At 71.3% G+C, this 19,068-nt stretch carries 20 protein-coding genes; 8 read left to right on the top strand and 12 right to left on the bottom strand.

The genetic code is table 11. The features are described from left to right. Positions 1–321: 321 nt before the first annotated feature. Positions 322–450, bottom strand: coding sequence for a hypothetical protein (locus tag ACWFR3_RS07070; protein ID WP_453733528.1), 129 nt, complete (start codon positions 448–450; stop codon positions 322–324). A gap of 723 nt (positions 451–1,173) precedes the next feature. Between ACWFR3_RS07070 and ACWFR3_RS07065 the strand changes: the two genes are divergently transcribed. Both ACWFR3_RS07065 and istB read left to right on the top strand, forming a co-directional pair. Further along, on the top strand, positions 1,174–1,470 hold the full coding sequence (locus ACWFR3_RS07065; RefSeq protein WP_453733527.1) for a hypothetical protein: 297 nt from the start codon (positions 1,174–1,176) through the stop codon (positions 1,468–1,470). Beyond that, the gene (gene istB / locus ACWFR3_RS07060) at positions 1,467–2,252 is read left to right on the top strand and encodes an IS21-like element helper ATPase IstB (RefSeq protein ID WP_453733526.1); all 786 of its coding nucleotides are present in this window, start codon (positions 1,467–1,469) and stop codon (positions 2,250–2,252) included. The genes ACWFR3_RS07065 and istB overlap by 4 nt, the downstream gene beginning before the upstream one ends. A 41-nt stretch (positions 2,253–2,293) precedes the next feature. On the opposite strand, the gene ACWFR3_RS07055 is transcribed toward istB, so the two are convergent. From ACWFR3_RS07055 to ACWFR3_RS07035, 5 genes are all read right to left on the bottom strand, one after another. Further along, positions 2,294–2,704: a hypothetical protein gene (locus ACWFR3_RS07055; protein WP_453733525.1), complete on the bottom strand. Its 411-nt coding sequence runs from the start codon at positions 2,702–2,704 to the stop codon at positions 2,294–2,296. Between the two features lie 349 nt (positions 2,705–3,053). Next, positions 3,054–3,272: a helix-turn-helix domain-containing protein gene (locus ACWFR3_RS07050; protein ID WP_453733524.1), complete on the bottom strand. Its 219-nt coding sequence runs from the start codon at positions 3,270–3,272 to the stop codon at positions 3,054–3,056. Next, positions 3,272–3,763: a DUF2975 domain-containing protein gene (locus ACWFR3_RS07045; protein ID WP_453733523.1), complete on the bottom strand. Its 492-nt coding sequence runs from the start codon at positions 3,761–3,763 to the stop codon at positions 3,272–3,274. The genes ACWFR3_RS07050 and ACWFR3_RS07045 overlap by 1 nt, the downstream gene beginning before the upstream one ends. Positions 3,764–3,953: 190 nt before the next feature. Then, positions 3,954–4,550, bottom strand: a complete 597-nt coding sequence (locus tag ACWFR3_RS07040) for a hypothetical protein (RefSeq protein WP_453733522.1) — start codon at positions 4,548–4,550, stop codon at positions 3,954–3,956. A 245-nt stretch (positions 4,551–4,795) separates the two neighbouring features. After that, on the bottom strand, positions 4,796–5,335 hold the full coding sequence (locus ACWFR3_RS07035; RefSeq protein ID WP_453733521.1) for a hypothetical protein: 540 nt from the start codon (positions 5,333–5,335) through the stop codon (positions 4,796–4,798). Between the two features lie 681 nt (positions 5,336–6,016). Here ACWFR3_RS07035 and ACWFR3_RS07030 point away from each other — a divergent pair. Further along, positions 6,017–6,589 carry an SUKH-4 family immunity protein gene (locus ACWFR3_RS07030; RefSeq protein WP_453733520.1) on the top strand — a complete coding sequence of 191 codons (573 nt, stop codon included), beginning with the start codon at positions 6,017–6,019 and terminating at the stop codon, positions 6,587–6,589. A 190-nt stretch (positions 6,590–6,779) separates the two neighbouring features. Beyond that, on the top strand, positions 6,780–7,019 hold the full coding sequence (locus ACWFR3_RS07025) for a hypothetical protein (protein ID WP_453733519.1): 240 nt from the start codon (positions 6,780–6,782) through the stop codon (positions 7,017–7,019). Positions 7,020–7,121: 102 nt separating this feature from the next. Here the strand turns inward: ACWFR3_RS07025 and ACWFR3_RS07020 are convergent, their stop codons facing one another. The 4 genes from ACWFR3_RS07020 to ACWFR3_RS07005 are packed head-to-tail and all read right to left on the bottom strand — an operon-like array spanning position 7,122 to position 10,241. Then, positions 7,122–7,862 carry a glycosyltransferase gene (locus ACWFR3_RS07020; protein ID WP_453733518.1) on the bottom strand — a complete coding sequence of 247 codons (741 nt, stop codon included), beginning with the start codon at positions 7,860–7,862 and terminating at the stop codon, positions 7,122–7,124. After that, positions 7,859–8,473 carry an SAM-dependent methyltransferase gene (locus ACWFR3_RS07015; RefSeq protein WP_453733517.1) on the bottom strand — a complete coding sequence of 205 codons (615 nt, stop codon included), beginning with the start codon at positions 8,471–8,473 and terminating at the stop codon, positions 7,859–7,861. Before ACWFR3_RS07015 ends, ACWFR3_RS07020 begins: the two co-directional genes overlap by 4 nt. Then, positions 8,470–9,243, bottom strand: a complete 774-nt coding sequence (locus ACWFR3_RS07010) for a PIG-L deacetylase family protein (protein WP_453733516.1) — start codon at positions 9,241–9,243, stop codon at positions 8,470–8,472. The genes ACWFR3_RS07015 and ACWFR3_RS07010 overlap by 4 nt, the downstream gene beginning before the upstream one ends. Further along, a complete protein-coding gene (locus tag ACWFR3_RS07005; protein WP_453733515.1) occupies positions 9,240–10,241 on the bottom strand; it encodes an acyl-CoA dehydrogenase in 1,002 nt (333 codons plus the stop codon). The genes ACWFR3_RS07010 and ACWFR3_RS07005 overlap by 4 nt, the downstream gene beginning before the upstream one ends. 768 nt (positions 10,242–11,009) lie before the next feature. Between ACWFR3_RS07005 and ACWFR3_RS07000 the strand changes: the two genes are divergently transcribed. The 4 genes from ACWFR3_RS07000 to ACWFR3_RS06985 are packed head-to-tail and all read left to right on the top strand — an operon-like array spanning position 11,010 to position 15,896. After that, positions 11,010–12,314 carry a polyprenyl synthetase family protein gene (locus ACWFR3_RS07000; protein WP_453733514.1) on the top strand — a complete coding sequence of 435 codons (1,305 nt, stop codon included), beginning with the start codon at positions 11,010–11,012 and terminating at the stop codon, positions 12,312–12,314. Next, positions 12,311–13,855, top strand: a complete 1,545-nt coding sequence (gene crtI / locus ACWFR3_RS06995; RefSeq protein ID WP_453733513.1) for a phytoene desaturase family protein — start codon at positions 12,311–12,313, stop codon at positions 13,853–13,855. The genes ACWFR3_RS07000 and crtI overlap by 4 nt, the downstream gene beginning before the upstream one ends. After that, a complete protein-coding gene (locus ACWFR3_RS06990; RefSeq protein ID WP_453733512.1) occupies positions 13,852–14,874 on the top strand; it encodes a phytoene/squalene synthase family protein in 1,023 nt (340 codons plus the stop codon). The genes crtI and ACWFR3_RS06990 overlap by 4 nt, the downstream gene beginning before the upstream one ends. Continuing rightward, positions 14,871–15,896, top strand: a complete 1,026-nt coding sequence (locus ACWFR3_RS06985) for a DUF5914 domain-containing protein (protein WP_453733511.1) — start codon at positions 14,871–14,873, stop codon at positions 15,894–15,896. The genes ACWFR3_RS06990 and ACWFR3_RS06985 overlap by 4 nt, the downstream gene beginning before the upstream one ends. A 46-nt stretch (positions 15,897–15,942) precedes the next feature. Here ACWFR3_RS06985 and ACWFR3_RS06980 read toward each other — a convergent pair whose 3' ends face one another. Together ACWFR3_RS06980 and ACWFR3_RS06975 are read right to left on the bottom strand one after the other, a co-directional pair. Continuing rightward, on the bottom strand, positions 15,943–17,535 hold the full coding sequence (locus ACWFR3_RS06980; RefSeq protein WP_453733510.1) for an FAD-dependent oxidoreductase: 1,593 nt from the start codon (positions 17,533–17,535) through the stop codon (positions 15,943–15,945). Positions 17,536–17,586: 51 nt separating this feature from the next. After that, positions 17,587–18,801: a lycopene cyclase family protein gene (locus ACWFR3_RS06975; RefSeq protein ID WP_453733509.1), complete on the bottom strand. Its 1,215-nt coding sequence runs from the start codon at positions 18,799–18,801 to the stop codon at positions 17,587–17,589. Positions 18,802–19,068 lie beyond the last annotated feature (267 nt).

The following is a 19,068-nucleotide window of genomic DNA, read 5'->3' as shown; positions in this document are numbered from 1 at the left end:
CCACTGGATTCCTCCGGAGCGGCAACCGTTCTTGCCGGAACAACATCGGCTGATCGGCGATCACTTCAGTGGACCGATGTTTCACCGAGAACGCTTTATCGGTACTTTGCCGATCTTGCTTTGTCCACAAGCGCTTTCCGATCACGGCGGGAATTCGTCGGCACGCCGATCGGCCGGGGAACCGGCCCTCACGGGCCGGTGGGGGTGGCCGGTCAGGAGGCGGCGACTGCAGTCGGTCACGCCACCGAATGGCGGGAACGAAAGGGGTGGGCGGCAGGCCGTCGTCCTGCCGCCCACCCCTTGCGGCCGTGGTACTTCGGATCAGGCGGTTTGGCGGCGCTTGGCGAACCAAGCGACGATCTCCGGGTCGTGGTGGTCGAAGAAGCGAGAGCTACCGGTGTCGAGGGCGGCGATCTCGGCCGGCTGCTCGTCGGTGAGCCCTGTCGCCACCCGATCCACCCGGCCATGGCGGACGGGAGCGCGCCGACAAGGCGGCGAGGAGGGGGACATGAAGCGAGCCGGGGACGCGCGGCTGGCAGCCGGGCCGGAGGCAGCCTGGCGCCTGGAGACGGTTTTCACGCCCGGTGCACATTCGGGGCGGTGCACAACAATCCGACCGACAACACCCGTCACTGTGACGCGCATCGAGAAAGTGACCACCCTTCGTGTACCCAGCGGCCGTCTGGTGGTCGATGCGCCGTGGGACGACGAGGACACCTCGAAATATGCGCGCGGGTTACCGACGAAGTGCCCGCGGGAGCTGGCGGTGCGCATTTCTCCGGGCGTCTGCCGAGTGGAGATCGCGTGGACGGCAGGGCCTTATGAGTTCTTCGGTGAAAACTTCGATGGGGTCGAATGCGCAGCGACCCGGCTGCGCATCAGCGACACAACTGTAGTCGGGTGGGGCATGGGGGCCTGGGTGTCGACGAGGACACAACCGGTTTCCGCCGGGCGAGCAGCCCCGGTTCAGCGCCGACCACAATGTCGGTTGTTTCGCCGACGCCGAGCTGCCGGGCGGGTGCGAGCGGATAAGCGACGAGTCACAGCAAGCCCATCTGGTGGCGTGTGGCATTAACGGTTTGAACTGACCCGACTTTTCCGGCCCGAGTTGGCCCCGCCGGCGGGGCGCGCGGCGAGACCGACGGCACGAAAGCCCTGGTCCGCGTCCTGCTCTTGCACCGGCACCTGCAGCACCGCGACGTCGTCGCCGAAATCCTCGCCGCCCTGGCGGCCGGAGCCTGCACCACGGACGTGGTCGCGCTGGAGGCCCGCAAGGCCGCCGAGCTGGGGGGCCGGTCCCCGACGGTGACCGCGACCACCGTGCTGACGGAGCCGGTTACCCCGCCCGAGCTGCCGCTGCCCAGCCTGACTGAGCGCCGGACCAGCCGACTGCCCGCCGACCAGCGACCCCTGCCCGCCCTCGAACGCTGGGACCAACTGCTGCACCGTCCGGGAAGGGAACAGCCATGACCAGCCCGCACCACACCCTGACCGAGCCCGCCTCCCACGCCGCGATCGACACCGCCTGCCGGGTTCTACGGCTGCCGACCATGCGGGCCCAGTTCGCCGACACCGTCAACAGAGCCGAACGCGAGCACCTGTCCTACCGCGGGTTCTTCGCCGAACTACTGATGGCCGAATGCGAGGACCGCGACCGCCGCCGGTCCGAGCGCCGCATCCGCGCTGCGAGCTTCCCACGCTCGAAATGGCTGTCCGACTTCGACTACACGGCCAACCCGAACGTGACACCGGCGCGGGTCAACAACCTGGCCACCTGCGAATGGGTCACGAAGGGCGAGCCGCTCTGCCTGATCGGCGACTCCGGCACCGGCAAAACCCACCTGCTGATCGGACTCGGCTCCGCCGCCGCGATGGCCGGCTTCCGGGTCCGCTACGCGCTCGCCGCGCGCCTGGTCAACGAACTGGTCGAGGCCGCGGACGACAAGCAGCTGACCAGGACCATCGCCCGCTACGGCCGCGTCGATCTCCTCTGCATCGACGAACACGGCTACCTCGACCTGGACCGCCGCGGGGCCGAGATGCGCTTCCAGGTTCTGACCGAGCGCGAGGAAAAGAACAGTGTCGCCATTGCCTCAAACGAATCGTTTGGAGGCTGGACCAAGACCTTCACCGGCCCCCGGCTCTGCGCGGCCGTCGTCGACCGCCTCACCTTCAACGGCACCGTCATCGAGACCGGCGCTGAGTCCTACCGCCTCGCCCAGACCAAAGCCAGGCAGCAGGCCAACCGCTGACCGAGCGACCACGGAAACTCACTGACCTGGAAGATTTCTGATCACTGCATCTCGCGGAGCTCCGGCATCGGCAGCCGCCAATCGCCCACGAGCACCACGAGAGCTCGGCGGGCCAAATCTCTTGCCTCGGACCATCTCGGGTCGGACGCCACAGCCTTCCCGGTCCAGCAGTCCGCATGATCCTGGCCGCTCATGCCATCGAAGATCGCATCGATCGCTTTCAGATCAGCAAGGACTTCCCGATCAAGTTCAGCGTCGGCAGCGCCGGACGCGACTCGGAAAGCGTGCTCGAAGTCCAACGCGATCTCGTCGGTCGACATCCAGTATCGGTCGACCCACGCCAACTGTTCCGATGCATCGGCGGCCACAACCGTGAGCGATACAACGAGCAGGGAGCGACGAGCGCCAGAAGCAAGGCCATCCACCCGAGGATCGTCGCACAGGTCGAACATCCGGCGGAGCCACTCCTGACCGGAAGCCGGGACCACTCCAGACCGGAACCCGGCTTGGCCCGAAACCCAGATAGGGCCACTCCAGACCGGAAAAGTGCGGCCAACCAAAACCGTTAACGCCAGCCGCGCACCGCCCAGTCAGGCGGTGTCGTCTGGTTGGGGCGCAACGAGACCGGCGACGTACCCGCGATCGTCGTCACCAGTGGTATGGCCGGTGCCGAAGCGTGACGGGATGGACGCGCCCGGGCCTGTGGCGGTCTCGGCACCCCCCCGGGTTCCCGAACTCCAGGGGCCGCCCGGCCTCAGGCCGGTGACGCCGGGACCTTCTGGCCAGCTCCGCGCCACGTCATCAGCCCGCGGCATCCCCGGCTTCCCAGCGCAGCAGGTCACCCGGCTGGCATTCGAGTACCTCACACAGCGCGGCGAGCGTCGCAAAGCGCACCGCCTTGGCCCGGCCGTTCTTGAGTACCGCCAGGTTGGCGGGTGTGATCCCTACGCGGTCCGCGAGGTCCCCCACGGACATCTTCCGCTTGGCCAGCATCACGTCGATGTCGACGACGATCGCCATCAGATCACCGTGTCCAACTCGGCCTGCATCTGCGCGGCTTCGACATCGCGCGCGACGGCCTGCGCGAGCAGCATCCGCAGCACGTACACGATGAGCGCGACCCCGAGGATAGCCAGGCCGACCCCGCCCATGATGACGGTGACGCCCGGGTCTTCCCGCTGGCCCGGCGCGTTGAGGGCCGTGACAGCGAACCACAGCAGGGAGGCCGCCACGATCGCACCGATCACGGTGTCCACGTGACGGAAGGCGGCACGGGAGAACACAGTTCCGCGTCGCACCATCGTCACCAGCCGCCACACACTGACCAGGACGACCTGCCCCGACACCATGCCCAGAATCACGATCACCCGCAGCGGGGTCAGCGGGAGCGACCCGTCCTCCGGATCGCTCCCGCTGACCAACACCCACACCATCCCCGCCTGCACGAAAACAGTGCCGGCGAGCACCATCACGAGCACCGTGCGAAGCACACGCACTGCCAACTGCCCCATGATCCACCTTCCATCGACCTACGATGGAAATCTATCGATTCTCGATAGAAGAAGCAAGGTGCTCAGCCCTTTCACTGCAGCACTCAGCGTTCGGCGACGCGCAAAAGGAGCCTGCGGAGGAAGCGGCGCAGTCAGAGGTGATCTGGCATCCACCTTCCGTCGCGGCACCCGAGGCGCTGCAGTCCCCTGCTCAGCCAAGACCGCGCTTCTCGCGTTCGGCTTCGATCAACTCCTCCATCAGTTCCTCCGGGTCAACCGTGTACTCGGTGTCATCGAGGGCGGTGTACTCCCGGGTGCTGGGTGGCAGCCCAAGCTCGGCGAGCGCGGCGGCCAGTTGCGTGAACGCGATCCGCTCGTCGGGCTCGTCCTGGTAGCTTGCCTGCGCGGCGGCGGCCCCCTCGGTCAGGGTGAGTCCGGCCAGACCCCAGAAACTGAACTCCGTGTCCACCTCTATGAGATGCCAGGCACGGTCCGCGGGTTCGTCGGGGTGCAGCCAGTAGCCCATCCACCCCTTTCCGCCCTTCGCCACGAGCTTGACGTACCTGGCCATCTCCGCTACTCCGGCGTCGACGGCCTGCGACTCCAAGTCAGCGAGTTCCTTTTCGCTCCGATAGCTGGTGTCCAGGAGCGGATGGACCTCCCCCGTCGCGAAGAACTCGAGGTCGAGAAGGTGGGTGAAGTCGGTGCGGCCTTCCCACTGCGCAACCAACAGCACGCGCAGATCGTCGGGTATCGGACGGCCGTCCAGTCGCTCGCGGGAGAACTCGGCGAGCCGTTCGTCGCACATGCGCCCTATCCAGACGTCGAAGCAAGATCCACGCGCCAACGTAACAGCGGTGACTGACAAGAGGTTGAGTCACCTCGCCGGTCCTCGGCGACGGCGCGTTCACGGCGGCCGACGACGTCCTCCGCCAGTTCGTCCGGGCGGCGCAGCGTCTTCGGGTTGATGTTCAGCATTGGACAACGGATGCAGGCTTCTCTGAACCTGGCCCTGACCAGGCCCTGTTCGGCTGCCTCGGGACTTGGAGCGTCTCAGATCCGCTCGTGGATCAGACGGCAGCGTGGGCCGAGGCGATCGCCGAGCGCGAGGATGAAGGCGTCGCTGAGCGGTGGCCAGTTATGGAACCGCACAGCGAGGTTGGCGACGTGAATGGCCCATGGGCCGGTCCAGTCGCCCAGGAGCGCGGCGGTCGCGCAGTTCTCGCAGGGCACGAGGGGCTCGGTCCGGTCGAGCCAGGACTTGATCAGCGTGAGGTGGGCGTCCTCGTTGAGCGCGGCGATGCAGTTCGGGCAGGTCGGCGGGGTGTAGTTGCCGCCGGCGTCGTGGACTTGACGGTGGTGGAGGATGTCGATGCCGTCGCCGACGGGGCTGGTGCCGGGACGCAGGTCGCGAACCGCTGCCGCGGCAGCGGGGCCGGGGATGTACCGACTTGGCCGCCAGAGCGGGTCAGGCAAGTCATTGGGTTGAATGATCCGCTGGTCGGCAAGCCAGTCGGCGACGGCCGCTGCCCGCGCGGGAGCTTCCTCGGCCGAGGCGCTCAGCTCCGCGACGATGATCGCACTGCCGCTCATGGCCGTGATCGTACCGACGGGATGCCCGGGTCAGTCGTCGGGTGGGGCTGCGACCGCCGGTCGATTCGAGCGAATTTCTCCGCGGCACCACCAGCGAGGCTGGCCTTGAGTCCTTCGACGTCGCCGAGCCGGCCTTCCCGCTCGGCTTCGGCGATGCAGGCGACGGCTCGTAGTAGAGGTGGTACCGCTTGGTATAGCCCTGGGCCGGGCCGCTGCGGATGGTGACCCCGGTGCAAGATCGTGCACGGTCCGCGCCTGCTTGGCGATGTTCTTGGAGCAGCCGCTGCTGTCCACGGCCGACGCCGTGGGCGCGGTCGCGAGAGTCGTGCCGAGTACGGCAACCACAACTGCCGCCGACGTGGCGGCAGTACGGCCCAGTGCGGGGTCGACGCTGTGCCGTGCCCTGGCAATACCGCCGGCACCGGCAGCGTGTTCCTCCCGCCCTGACCCGCGTAACCTCGAAACGAGATCACCGAGCCGCCGTCGATACACCATTCCAGCGGACGTGACCCGGATCCTTCTGCGGGGTCCTCGTCGTGGGGCCCCAGGGCGGCTGTGTCACCCTGGGCCGGGAGGCATTGTTGCTGTCCCGGGAGTCGCACATCGCTGGTGTAGCGACCACTTGTGTCCGCCCAGAGTCCCGCGGCACCCGTGTCGCCGCCCCAGTTCGGAGTTCCGGCAGTGCTTTTCGACGTTACCCGCGGCGCCCTCGTCGACATCTTCGGCGAAAACCGGCTCGTGACCCTGCCCGCCGCCGCCTTTCCGGCCTCAGCAGCAAAGACGGAGGGCGCCCGTCTCCTGCAAACCGTCGGCATGCCCGCCGGCACGTTCTACCTGCGTAATCCCGACGAAGTCACCGGTCTGCTGCCCCTCGTCGACGACGTCCTGGAGGTTCAGGACTTCGAGGACGTTTCCAGCGACGCGGGCGGATGGCCCGTCATCGGCTGGCTGCTCAACGCCCACATAGCTTTCGACCCGGGATCGGGCAAGGTGCATGCCTTCGACATCGACGAGGAGACCGCGCGGGGACTCCACACGGACGTCTCCTCCCTCATCCATGTCACCCTCCGCTTCCAGCGCCTGCTGGACGAGTTCACCGTCGGAGACGACGAGGAAGCCGCCTTCGAACACCTGGACCACGCGGTCCAGAGCGCCCGTCGGGAGACGGCCAGCATCGACCCGCTGCCCTTCCAGGACGACGAGACCATCTGGTCACTGGTCGGCGATGAGATCGCCACAGGCCTGCGCTTCTAGCGCAACAGCCCAAGAACCCTGCTCGCTCCACGGGTGAACGACGGCCGACGTCACCCACACGCCGCGGACCCGCGCCGTGCGCGGGCAGAGGACTGTTTCGTCCCGGCAGCTCCTGTCTTCTCCCAACTGGGCCCGGCCCACTGCTCTTTGTCTGCTGGCCAGGCCGCCCGCCGCGCGGTGCATCCAACACATGACCCCGCACACCGGGTATCCCAGCGGCCCGTCCGACGAACGCTGGGAGCTGACTGAACCCGTACTCGCCGCCTGGCGGGCCTGGCGCCGCCGCGACGCCCTGGATATTGGCCGGGCGCCCGGGCACGACCTGCGACAGAGCATGAGTGCTTGGGGCATCAGCGGACGCTACGCCTACGGCATGTGCGGCTGGGCCGACCCGTGGGGCGAGGGGACAGCAAGAGCTGCTGGCCGCTGACGAGGACCCGGGCTGGCCCGGACCCGGGCCCGGTACCTGGACGAACCCTCTCCGGCCCTGTCACTCGGTGACGGCCGGTCAGCCGCCCGTGTGCAGCTGTCCTCATCGAGTCGGCGGGGCGTGCATCGGGGCGCCTGCCCCGGGCTGGAGGTGAGCGAGGAGGTCGGCGAGGCCACCGGGGGCCCGGCCGTGCAGCCGGGCTGAGGTGTGCACGGGGTGCTGGTCGGTGCGGGCGATGCGATGGCCCGTCGCAAAGAGCCGGGCCGCGAGGTCGCGGTCTTCACCGGCGGGCAGAGGGGCGAAGCCGCCTATGCGGCAGTAGGCCGCAGCCGACACCCCCAGGTTCGCACCATGCACGTGCGGGTGCTCCCAGCCTCGGCCCGCCCGGCCGTGCCGGCGGGTGCGGAAGTACTCGGCGTCGTGCCGGGCCACGAGCGAGGCGTTGGCTGTGTCGGGGGCGAGGCGGATGGTGCCCAGGACGGCGTCGTACTTTTGCCGTGCCCAGGCGGCCTGGTGGGTGAGCCAGTCGGCCGGCACGGTGGTGTCGGCGTCGGTCATGGCCAGCCATGCCTCAGGGCCTGCATCTGCCAGCAGTTCCAGTGCGCGGTTGATGCCGGCCGCCCGCGCGGCGCCGACATTGCGGCCGTGGGTCTCCACCACGTGGGCTCCTGCGCGGGCGGCCAGGATCGCCGTGGCGTCCGTGCACGCGTCCGCCGCCACCACCAACACCACGCGCAGCGGCGCCGCCTGCGCCGCGGCCACGCGCAGGCTGCGCAGGCAGGCGGTGATACGGCGTGCCTCGTCGTGCGCGGGGACGATGACGGCCAGGGCTGAAGGCGTCATATGAGCCCTTCCGCGCGGGCCGGAGAAAGCGCCGGGCCCCGGTCCGGACGGCGTTCGTGGACGGTGAGGGTGAAGTCGGGGTCGTCGTAGCGGGCCAGGCCGCTGAGTCCGTCCAGGGCGTCCAGGTGGGCGGCGATGTCGCGGCCCGTGCAGGTGTGCTCCGCCACCGGGTGGTTCCAGTGCACCGTGACCAGATGGCCGCCCGTGTTCAGGCCCTCCACGGCCCGGTGCAGGAGCGCCGTGCGGGTGGCGGTGTCGAAGTAGTAGAGGAGCTCCGAGAGCACCACGAGATCGAAGGGGTCGCGGGGCCACTGCTCGGGGACCGTCATCTGCCGCACGGTGACGTGTTGCAGGCCTGCGGTTCGCCGGGCGGCGGTTTCGGCGGCCGACGCGATGCGGTCGGTGGACAGCAGACGCTCGCAGCGGCCGGCCAGGAACTCGGTCAGTACGCCCACCGAGCAGCCGGGTTCGAAGGCGCGGGCGTAGCGGGAGCGGGGCAGGGCCGCCACCGTCAGGGCGTACTTGCGGCGGTCGTACCACCGCTCGCCGAGATGCCAGGGGTCGCCGGCGTGCGCGTACTGGCCCTCGAAGTAGGCCGCGGGGGTGTTCACCGCAGCACCGTCTCGAAGGGGCGGGTGTGGTGGGCGATCTCCTGCGGCGGCAGTACCGGTTCCTGACGGCTGCCGCGCGGTTCCAGTTGGCTGGTGAACCGGGCCAGGGCAGCCTTCTTGCGGTCGACCGCTGCCGGGGCCAGCGGGAGGACAGAGGCCCGGTGCCACGGAACGCGCGGGTCGTGCGGGCGGGCCCAGTGCCACATCCACACCGGGTAGGACCACACCGGCGTGGCGGTGGCACGGCCGGCGCGGCGCGCGGCTCGGCCTGCGGCCTCGTGGTCGCTGTGCAGGTCGCTCTCCCAGGGCGCCACGCACAGGGCGGCCCCGGTGGCGTCCAAAAGCTCGCCGATCACGGCTTGGGCCTGTTCCTCGTGCTCGTCGAGGGCGGTGTCGGGCAGACCGGCATGCACGGGGGCGGGCAGCGTGCCGAGTTCGCCCAGCGCCGCGGCCAGTTCGCCTCGCCGCCGGGCGGCCAGCTCGCTTCGCGCGGCCGGTGTCGCGGGGCCGTGGGAGGCTTCCCCGTCGGTCAGGCACAGGGTGTGTACGAGGTTTCCGGCCGCGAGCAGGGTGGCGATGGCGCCACCGAAGCCCAGGACTTCGTCATCGGGATGCGCGGCCACCACGACCACGGCGCCCGCGGGAAGGTCCAGGCGGGGCAGGTGCTCCGGCAGTCGTGCCGCCCGCCATTCGGCCTCGTCGGTGCCCCGCGCGTCGATCGCCGCGGCGGCGGCCTGCCTGGCCGCGGTGCGGACCCCGGGCGTGCTCATGGTGCCGCCTGCGCGCGGGCGGTGGCGGCCTGGCGGCCGAGTTCGGCCTGGGCCGCCTCGGCGTGGTGCTGGCGCACGTAGACCGTCAGATCCGCCACCGCGCGGGCGTGCCGTGCGTCCTGGCACAACGGCCCCGCCCCGGTGGCGCGCCCGACGTGGTCCATCACCTCGGTGCACACCTTCTCGACCAGGGAGCGCACCCGCAGACTCCGCACCCGCGCTTGCGCGCGTTCGTCGAGCGGGTCGGCGTCGATGTCCTCACCCGCCTGCCGCACCACGGTGTCGGCCGCGTACAACAGCGCGTCGACAGCTCCGAGGTGCGCGGCGGCGTGGTCGTTCAACGTCCCCGCTGCGGCTCTCTCGTACAGCGGCGCGGCGACCGCGTGCGCGCCGCCGAGCCAGCAGGCGGCCACGCCGATCCCGCCGTGCTGGAAACCGGGGCGCGCCAGATATGCCTCTGGGCCTCCGACGGCCCGGGCCGGGACGCCCGAGAAGGACATGTCCAGGCTGTCGCTGCCCGCCATGCCGATCGCGGGCCAGGTCCCGGTCACCGGCTGGGCGCCGGGGTGGGCCAGCGCGACGGCGAAGAGCCGGTAGCCGTCGTCGGCGTCCGCGGTGACCAGGGCGTGGGTGCAGCTGCGGGCGCCGGAACAGTAGGGTTTGACGCCGCTGATCGTCCACTCCTGGCCGGCGGGTGCGGCACGTACGCCGGGGCCCGGCGGGCGCGCTGCCCATACTCCCCAGCGCTCCCCCGCGGCGGGCGGGGGCTGGTCCAGTTCGTCCAGGATCGCCGCGGCGTCCAGATGGCCCTCTGCGAGCCGGGCCAGCGACAGATCCCGCCGCCCCAGAGCGGCGAGGGCGGCAAAACGGCGTGCCGTCGCCCTGCCCGGCAGCGGCACGTCAGAGGCCTCCCGCTCGACGAAGTCGGCGAACAGAAGCGCCGTATGCCGCTCCGGGGTGCGGAGGTGGCCGGACAGCTCGGGGGAGGTGAGGGTCACGCGGGCCTCCTGCGTACGCGGCCGAGAGCGCCAGCCGACGTCTCAGGACCGCTGTGATCAGGCACGGGCAGACGATCTGCACAGCCCAGCATCCGGCAGCACTCGGGCCACCGCCACTTCACGAACGCCGCCCCCGGAACTGACCGACCTGTAACTGAGCGCGGATTCCTGCAGCGCGGATTCCTGGAGCACGGCACGGAGCTGGACCTCGCTTCGGCAGACGGGCAAGCACCGAACAACCCCGCAGCGTGCGCACGCTCATGTCGGCAAGGCCGGCCACGCGTCCCACGGTCCAGTGGTCTTCAACGGCGCCGGCCATGCGGCCTCACGCCCCGGCAGGGTCAACAGCCACTCCCCCGGCAACAGGCGCCGAGCACCGCCCGGCACACCCTCGACACCCACCCGGACCTGCTGCGGTACTGGACCGGCAGCTGCACCACCTGCGGTCGGCCGCTCTCCGCCAGCAGACCCACAACCCAACGAAGCACTACTGGGGGTGAGCGTTCTGCTGGTCCGGCTCACCGGTCGTGGTGTTCGGCCGGGTGACGACACCCTCGCTGTATGGTTTGTGACGGTTTAGCCCCTCTGGGCGCCATGGCTCGTGCGCGAGGCGGGAGCGGGTGGCGCCGCCCCGTCAGCCGTGGGCCCTGCTCGGTTGTATCCGTTGACCCGCCTGGGCAGCGCGGCGGCGGTAGGTGCATCCGTCGGGCGGGTTCGGCGGGAAAAGGCATCGACCCGCACCGATCGCGCGCCACGAGAGGAAACGCGATGCGCCGCATCCAGCCGGAGGCACCGCACGTCACCGGCGGCCAGACTCAGCCCGGAGCGCAGCAGGCCGATGCCTCTTCACCCGGCGGGCGGCGGCCCACCAGGCCCGCTGCCCGGCCAGGCCATGGCTGCTGGGACCCATCCGCGGTCGACGCCGATGTGGGCGCCGCGGTAGGCCGCATCCTCGACGATGTTCTGCAGGAGCGCCTGGGTGCAGCGGTCTTGCTCGACCCCGCCTTCGCCCGGGGTGTGGCGGAACGGGTGGCCCGCTTCACCCTGGGCGGCGGCAAGCGCATGCGCTCGCGTTTCCTGTGGTGGGGGCTGCGGGCATGCGGGGGCCCGGGCGTTGACGGCGGTGTCCGGGCGGCCCTGCACCTGGCGGCGGGGCTCGAACTGATCCAGACGTGCGCGCTGGTCCACGACGATGTGATGGACGGTTCACCGGTGCGCCGCGGCCGGGTCGCCGTGCATGTGGACCTTGCGGCCCAGCACGGTGCGCCCGCCGCCGGGTCGGGTGCATCATTCGGCACGGCCGCCGCCATCCTCGTCGGCGATCTGGCCCTGGCCTGGGCCGATGATGTCGTGACGGCCACCGAGCTGCCTGCGGACACGGCCAGGGACGTGCGCGCCTTGTGGCAGGCGATGCGGTCGGAGATGGTGGCCGGGCAATACCTCGACCTCTACGGCCAGGCGGCGGGGTCCCGCTCGGTGCCCCTGGCCATCAAGACGGCGTCCCTCAAGAGCGGCCTGTACTCGGTGGAACGGCCGCTGGCCTTCGGCGCGGCGCTTGCCAGGGCGGATCCGCGTACGACGCAGGCGTTGTGCGCGGCCGGCCGCTGCGCGGGCATCGCCTTCCAGCTGCGGGACGATCTGCTGGGGGTGTTCGGCGACTCCCAGCACACCGGAAAGCCCTGCGGCGACGACATCCGGGAAGGCAAGGCCACGTATCTCCTGGCCGTGGCCAGGGCACGCGCCGAAGCCACCGGCAACCGTGGCCTGCTCCACGTCCTGGACACCCGCGTGGGAGGCGGCAGCGCACTCACGGAAGAGGACCTGGAGCGCGTGCGCGGCGCCCTGGTGGAATGCGGCGCCCGCGACCTGGTCGAGACCAGGATTCGTCGGCTGCTGGCCCAGAGCGTGCGCCACCTGGACCGCGTAGCCCTGGTGCATGCGGGGGCCGCACAGTTGCGGGAGATGTTCTGCACGGCTGCGGGTGTCTTCTCCGCCACCGCCCCGCGGGCCGCGGCGAACTCACCGGGTGCGCTCGAGGCCAGGGAGCCCTTGGCCGAAGCGAGGCATCGATGAGGACGCTGCAGGGGCCGACCGATCATGTCGTGGTGGTCGGAGCGGGTCTGTCCGGGCTGTCGGCCGCCTTGCACCTGCTGGGGGCCGGACGGCGGGTGACGGTCGTCGAGCGCGCCGCGGTGCCCGGCGGACGTGCGGGTCTGCGGGAGCAGGGCGGGTATCGGTTCGACACCGGGCCGACCGTGCTGACCATGCCGGACATCGCGGAGGAAGCCTTCGCCGCGGTCGGCGAACGCCTGGCCGACCGCGTGGACTTGGTCGAACTGCATCCGGCCTACCGCGCCTGTTTCGCAGACGGCAGCATGCTGGACGTACACACCGGCGCGCAGGCGATGGAAGCCGAGATCGCCCGCTTCGCCGGAGCACGCGACGCGCTGGGCTACCGGCGGCTGCGGCGGTGGCTCGAGCGCCTCTACCGGGTGCAGATGCGCCGGTTCATCGACACCAACTTCGACTCTCCCCTGAGTCTGCTGACCCCCGACCTCGCCCGCCTTGCGGTATTGGGTGGCTTCGGCCGCCTGGACGCCCGCGTGGGGCGATTTCTCGCCGACGAGCGGCTGCGGCGCGTGTTCACCTTCCAGGCGCTGTACGCGGGAGTCCCGCCGGCCCGCGCCCTGGCCGCCTATGCCGTCATCGCCTACATGGATACCGTCGCCGGGGTCTACTTCCCCCGGGGCGGCATGCACGCCCTGCCCCGGGCCATGGCGCAGGCGGCCGCCGACGCGGGCGGCGACCTGCGCTTCGAGCACGACGTAACCCGCCTGGAACGCTCCGGCGAGCGGATCACCGCGGTCATCACGGACCGCGGACGGATCCCCTGTGACGCGGTAGTACTCACCCCGGATCTGCCGGTCGCCTACCGGCTGCTCGCCCACCGCCCGCGGCGCCCCCTCGCCCTGCGGCACGCCCCGTCCGCAGTGGTCCTGCACGCGGGAACCGACCGCACCTGGCCCCAACTGTCCCATCACACGCTGTCCTTCGGCGCCGCGTGGAAAGACACCTTCACGGAGCTGACCCGCACCGGGCGTCTGATGAGCGATCCCTCACTGCTCATCACCCGGCCCACGGCCAGTGACCCCAGCCTGGCACCGCCCGGCCGCCATCTGCACTACGTCCTTGCGCCCTGCCCCAACACGGACATCGGCGCGGGAGCGCGCGAGTGGCGTGACCTCGCGCCGCGCTATCGCGACAGCCTGCTGCGGCAGCTCGAGCGGCGCGGTCTGGAGGGATTCGGCGCCGCCGTCCAGGAAGAGTGCCTGGTGACGCCCGCCGACTGGACCGCGCAGGGACACGCCGCCGGTTCGCCGTTCTCCGCCGCCCACACGTTCGCGCAGACCGGCCCCTTCCGGCCCGCCAATCTGGTGCGCGGCACCGCCAATGCCGTCCTGGCCGGATGCGGCACCACGCCGGGCGTCGGCGTGCCGACCGTGCTGCTCTCGGGGAAGCTGGCCGCAGCCCGCGTGACCGGGGCGGGCCGCGCCTCGCGGGGACGCTCCCGGGCGGCGGGCCCGGCCACGGCCACGAAAGGACCCGTTGAATGACCAAGCGTGAGCTGGACGCCGCGGGCATCCACGACCCTGCCCTGCGCGCGGCCTATGCCCACTGCCGGAGCCTGAACGCACATCACGGCAAGACCTACTTCCTGGCCACCCGGCTGCTGCCGGTTGCCGACCGCTCGGCAGTGCATGCCCTCTACGGGTTCGCCCGCTGGGCCGATGACATCGTCGACGACCTGGATTCCACGGCCACCACCGCCGAGCGCACCGCGGCCCTCAACCGTCTCGAGGCGTATCTGGACACCTCGCTGCGGCGCGGGAGCAGTGCCGAGCCGGTGGTGGCGGCGCTGGCCGACACCGCCGCCCGCTACGCGATCGAGGCGCGCCACTTCACCGACTTCATGACCTCCATGCGCAGCGACCTGGAGGTGAGCGAATACGCCAGCTACGCGGCGCTGCGCGGCTACATGCACGGATCCGCCGCGGTGATCGGACTGCAGATGCTGCCCGTGCTGGGCACGGTGGTCCCGCGCGCGGAGGCCGAACCGCACGCCGCCGCCCTCGGGGTGGCCTTCCAGTTGACCAACTTCCTCAGGGATGTCGGCGAGGATCTCGACCGCGGCCGCCTCTACCTGCCGCTGGACCTGCTGGCCGCCCACGGCGTGGACCGCGGCCGGTTGCAGTGGAGCCGCGACACCGGAGGCCGCGACCGGCGCATCACCTCCCTGCTCGAGACCGCCGCACACCTGACGCGTGACGTCTACCGCCAGGCGGCACCGGGCATCGCCATGCTCGCCCCTGTCTCCCGGCCCTGCATCCGCACCGCCTTCGTGCTGTACGGCGGCATCCTGGACGCCATCGCCGCCGACGGGTACGCGGTGCTGCACCGCCGGGTCGCCGTTTCCCGCCGGCGCCGAGCAGCGGTGGCCTGCGACGGTCTGGTGCGCCTCGCGGCAGCACGCACCCGCGCCGCGTGGGCAGCGAGCGCCGGGTCGCCGTCGCCCGGCGCGCTCGCCCGGCAGCACGCGAACCGTCGGCGGATTTCGTGCAAGGAGACCGTGTGAAAGACGGCCGTGGCCCGGGCGCCGGACGTATCCCCCTGCGGCTGCGCCGCCGTCCCACGCCCTGGGAGCGCCAGCAGCCCACCTGGAGTGAGGCAAAACCGGGTCTCATCGCCGCGGCGCTGCAACGGGCGCACGCCCGGCCATCGGGCAACTGGTATGTCCTGGGCGGCTCGGCGGCCGTGACTGCGCACCGGCCGCTGGGCCGGAGTATCGGCGGTGTCGAGGTCGTGGCCTGGCGCGACGCGCAGGGAGTGCTGCGGGCGGGACCGGGCAGCTGCCCCCACCTGGGGGCTCCGCTCAAGGACAGCCCGGTGCACTGCGGCACGCTGATCTGCCACTGGCACGGCATGGCCTTCGACGGACGGGCCACCGCGGGCTGGCAGCCCTACCCGGCGTACGACGACGGCACCCTGCTGTGGGTCAGGCTCGATCAGCTCGGGGGCGAACAACCCTTGGAGCGGCCGGTAGTGCCGGCCCGTCCGGACCCGGCACGGGCCGTCGCGGCCGTCTATGAGGCGACCGGGATCTGCGAACCCGAGGACATCATCGCCAACCGCATCGATCCCTGGCACGGCGCGTGGTTCCACCCCTATTCGTTCGTCGACCTCACCGTGGTGGGCCGGCCCGGCGAGCCGGGCAGCGCAGGCGAGCAGGCCCGGGACGCGTTCGCCGTCGACGTCTCCTTCAAGGTGGCCGGCCGGGCGGTCGTCCCGGTGCGTGCGGTGTTCACCGCGCCCGAACCGCGCACCGTGGTCATGCACATCACCGAAGGGGAAGGGCACGGTTCGGTCGTCGAGACACATGCCACGCCGTTGGCCCCCGACGCCCGGGGCAGACCGCGCACCGCCGTCATCGAGGCGGTTGTCGCCGCCTCGCACCGCCGCGGCTTCGCCCTGGCCCGGGCGGCGGCGCCCGCGCTGCGTCCCCTGATGCGGGCCGCCGCGGCACGTCTGTGGCGCGACGACCTCGCCTACGCCGAGCGGCGCTGGACCCTGCGCAGCACCGGCCGGTTTCCGGGCTGAGCACGCCCGGCCGCCGCCGCGTGCGGCTGCACCGGCCGGTTGGTCGTCAGCCAAGCAGGCGGTTGAGGGCGCGCAGCAGGCCCGTTCGGCCCTTGTCCGGCACCGTCCACAGCGTCTGGCCGCGCAGGCCCCACTGCGCAAGGAGCGCGTTGGCGGCGAGGAAGCCCGTGGTGGCCGCCCGTTCCATCAGCGCGACCGGCAAGTCGGTGCGCACCAGGTCGCCCGCCATGGTGACGGTCGGATCCGGGGTGCGCACGCCGGGCCTGTCGGCGTACCCGCCGACGGGAAACAGCGGGCAGTCGGCGTTCCATTCGTGGCGCGCATCGAGGATCTTCGCCTCGCGTGTCTCGGGGTAGACACGGTGCAACTCGGCCAGCAGGTGCTCCTGTTGGGCCGGGCGCTCCGTCCGCGGGTCGGTGGCGTAGGCGTGCAGTTCGACGACGGATCCGCCGCTGCGGGCGGACCAGCGTGCGGCCTCGCCCTCCCAGCGTTCCAGCACGCTCACGTTGTCCAGGGGGCCATATCCGCTGGTCCCCAGGAAGCCGGGCCGGTCGGCGGAGACCGGGCGATCGAGCCAGAGCCGGGAGACCAAGAACGCGGGCGCGGTGCGCAGTTGCCCGACCTTGTCCCGCCACTCCTGGTCGCCGAGGTGCGGGGATCGGGTGACCAGGTGTTGCAGACCGGGGGTGTCGAGCGCCAGGACCACGGCGTCGTAATGGCTCTCGGTGTCGCGGGTCGTGACGTGTGAACCGCCCTGGCGGCCCGGTCGGATGCTCTCGACGCTCTCGCCGGTGCGCACGTCGGCCCCGTGTCCGGCCAGGTAGCGGGCCAGCGGTTCCCACAGCGCGGCAGGGAAGGGCTCGTTGGGGACGTCGAACAGCAGGCCTTCGCTGGAGCCGAGGAAGTAGATGTGGAACATCAGGGCCAGTTCGGCCGCGGAGAGTTCTCCGGGGTCGGCGAAGAAGCTGCGGGAGAAGACCTCGAAGGCCAAGTGGTGGGCGGCCTGCGGGAAACGGATGCGCTCCAGCAGGTCACGGGCGCTGATTCCGTCAAAGCGCTCATAGACGTCGGGCACCCGGATGTCCAGGAGGGGCAGGGCCGCCCGCGCGTTCATCCGGGCGAGGTCGCGCAGGCCGAAGGTGGGGCTCTGGGCGACGAAGCCCAGCGCGCTCCACGGGGGTGTGCGCGGGACATGGGCGAAGCTGTCCCTGAGCCCGGCGCTGTGTTGCAGGGGGTAGTCGGGCAGAGCCGTGAGCATGCCCAGTCCCGGGTCCGCGCGCCGCAGCAGGCCACGGAGATTGTAGTACTGCCGGAAGAAGGCATGAAAGCCGCGGCTCATCGTCGCGCCGGAGCCGTCGGCGAGTTCCACCGGCCAGCCCGCCAGGCGGCCGCCGAGCTGGGGCCGTCGTTCGTACAGGGTCACCTTGACTCCCCGTTCCGCCAGCGCCGTTGCCGCGGCAAGCCCGGCGATCCCGCCGCCGATGACCGCGGCCCGGGGCGCCTGTCCCCGCACCCGCGCGAGCCCGGCGGGCCCGATCACGGTACGGGCGTGCCGATCACGTCCCCGCCGCACCGCGTCGTGCGGGCGGCTCCGGAGCGGGGTGCGGCGTGTGGGGGGATCGTGTTGCGGCACAGGCATATCTGCCTTCTCTCTGTGCTGGCCGGCCGCCGGCCGGGGGTGCGCTTGGGGTCAGCCGGGCTGCCGCAGGGTACTCCCGGGCACGCTGCGGGGCAGCCAGGGCAGTTCGGCCGCGGTGCGGAGCATGGGGCCCATCGGGGTGTGCAGTCCGATGCGCATGTCCTCGTCCCAGCGGGTGGCGCCGTCCAGGAAGCGCAGCAGCCGCTCCATCGGCACGTGGTCGAACAGGCCGGTGAAGAAGGCGGCTCCGTCGACTCTGCCCGTGTCCAGGGCACGCAGCAGGACGGCGTCCATGGCCAGCGAGCGGCGCGAGTGGACGGGCGGCGGCAGCGGGTGGCCGCGCGCGTGCCAGGCGGCGGCCACCGCCCGCGTCTGGCGCTGGATGCCGGCGAAGGTGTAGCCGGTGGACGGGCGGGTCGCGCCGCCGGCCGTGCCGATGCGGAACACCGACCGTCCGGGCCGCTGCCGGAACCGTGCGTCGGTCATGGGGATGACGCCCTGCTCCGTGCGGCGGATGTCGAAGTGGCCTGCTTCCACACCCAGTTGGTTCGCCAGGTACATCCCCAGCGCCCGGTCGTAGGCCCGCTCGTCGAGGACGGAGGCCGAGAACTGGGTGTATTCCACCAGGGCCTCGTAGGGGCTGGTGGGCAGGACGTAGCCGAAGGCGAGACCGTGATCGGGCTGCGGCGTGCGGAAGTCCATGAGGTCGGCCACCCCCGGCTCGAAGACCGGCCGGTCGGCGCGCAGGAACCAGCCCCGGAAGTGTTGCAGCAGGGTGGTCCTGGCCGGCGGCAGCCGGGGCAGCGGGCGGGAGTCGAAAACCCACCGGGCGCGCAGCGACAGCGCCTGGCCGTGGCGGCCGGTGCCCCGTACCTCGGCGCCCTGCGCCAGGTCGCGCACGTCATCGACCACTGCCGTCCGGCGCGTGAGGTGTGGGATGGCATCCAGCCGTGCGGCCACGAACTCCTCGAAGGAGCGCGAGCGCAGCATCTTGTAGCGCAGCGGGGCGGGCGAGCGGGTCACGGGGGTGCCGTCCGGCCCGTGCACCCGCAGCGTGTCCCAGCTTGCCGCGGTGACGGCGTCGAATGGTCCATCGCCCTCCTCCCAGAAGCACCAGGTGCGCTCGGCCGGCCGCAGAGGCCCCTGCGGCGCGTCGATCAGCACGAGGGAGGGCGGGGGGCGGGACGCGGTGGCTGCGCTCAGGTGGTAGGCCAGGGACAGGCCGGCCGCGCCGGCGCCGATGATGGCGATCTGCGTGTCGTGCATGCCTCCCCTGTTCACGGTCGTGGCCGGCTCGCCGGTGTACCGCCCGCAGGCGGGGTGCCGGCTTGCCGTCCGTGCCCGCGCGGCGTGCGGCGGGCTCTCAGGATTCCGTATGAAGGTGCCGGTTGGATGCACGGCCGGATGATTGAGCGGAGTGTGTCGCGGCCGCGGGCCCGTCAGGCGGTACCAACGCCGGCCGTGCGAAGAAGCGGGGCTCTGGGCGGGGAAGATGGCCAGGGTGATGCAGCAGCATCCCGGGGAGGGATCTCA

It is taken from the genome of Streptomyces sp. NPDC055189 (genome assembly GCF_053606765.1).
This window is presented reverse-complemented; position numbering and strand designations above follow the sequence as displayed.

Coding starts and splice junctions, on each gene's coding strand:
- istB (WP_453733526.1), top strand. CDS start 1,467: ATGACCAGCCCGCACCACACCCTGACCGAGCCCGCCTCCCACGCCGCG.
- ACWFR3_RS06975 (WP_453733509.1), bottom strand. CDS start 18,801: ATGCACGACACGCAGATCGCCATCATCGGCGCCGGCGCGGCCGGCCTG.
- ACWFR3_RS07020 (WP_453733518.1), bottom strand. CDS start 7,862: ATGACGCCTTCAGCCCTGGCCGTCATCGTCCCCGCGCACGACGAGGCA.
- ACWFR3_RS07050 (WP_453733524.1), bottom strand. CDS start 3,272: ATGGCGATCGTCGTCGACATCGACGTGATGCTGGCCAAGCGGAAGATG.
- ACWFR3_RS06980 (WP_453733510.1), bottom strand. CDS start 17,535: ATGCCTGTGCCGCAACACGATCCCCCCACACGCCGCACCCCGCTCCGG.
- ACWFR3_RS07055 (WP_453733525.1), bottom strand. CDS start 2,704: ATGTTCGACCTGTGCGACGATCCTCGGGTGGATGGCCTTGCTTCTGGC.
- crtI (WP_453733513.1), top strand. CDS start 12,311: ATGAGGACGCTGCAGGGGCCGACCGATCATGTCGTGGTGGTCGGAGCG.
- ACWFR3_RS07025 (WP_453733519.1), top strand. CDS start 6,780: ATGACCCCGCACACCGGGTATCCCAGCGGCCCGTCCGACGAACGCTGG.
- ACWFR3_RS07035 (WP_453733521.1), bottom strand. CDS start 5,335: ATGAGCGGCAGTGCGATCATCGTCGCGGAGCTGAGCGCCTCGGCCGAG.
- ACWFR3_RS07010 (WP_453733516.1), bottom strand. CDS start 9,243: ATGAGCACGCCCGGGGTCCGCACCGCGGCCAGGCAGGCCGCCGCCGCG.
- ACWFR3_RS07045 (WP_453733523.1), bottom strand. CDS start 3,763: ATGGGGCAGTTGGCAGTGCGTGTGCTTCGCACGGTGCTCGTGATGGTG.
- ACWFR3_RS06990 (WP_453733512.1), top strand. CDS start 13,852: ATGACCAAGCGTGAGCTGGACGCCGCGGGCATCCACGACCCTGCCCTG.
- ACWFR3_RS07000 (WP_453733514.1), top strand. CDS start 11,010: ATGCGCCGCATCCAGCCGGAGGCACCGCACGTCACCGGCGGCCAGACT.
- ACWFR3_RS07040 (WP_453733522.1), bottom strand. CDS start 4,550: ATGTGCGACGAACGGCTCGCCGAGTTCTCCCGCGAGCGACTGGACGGC.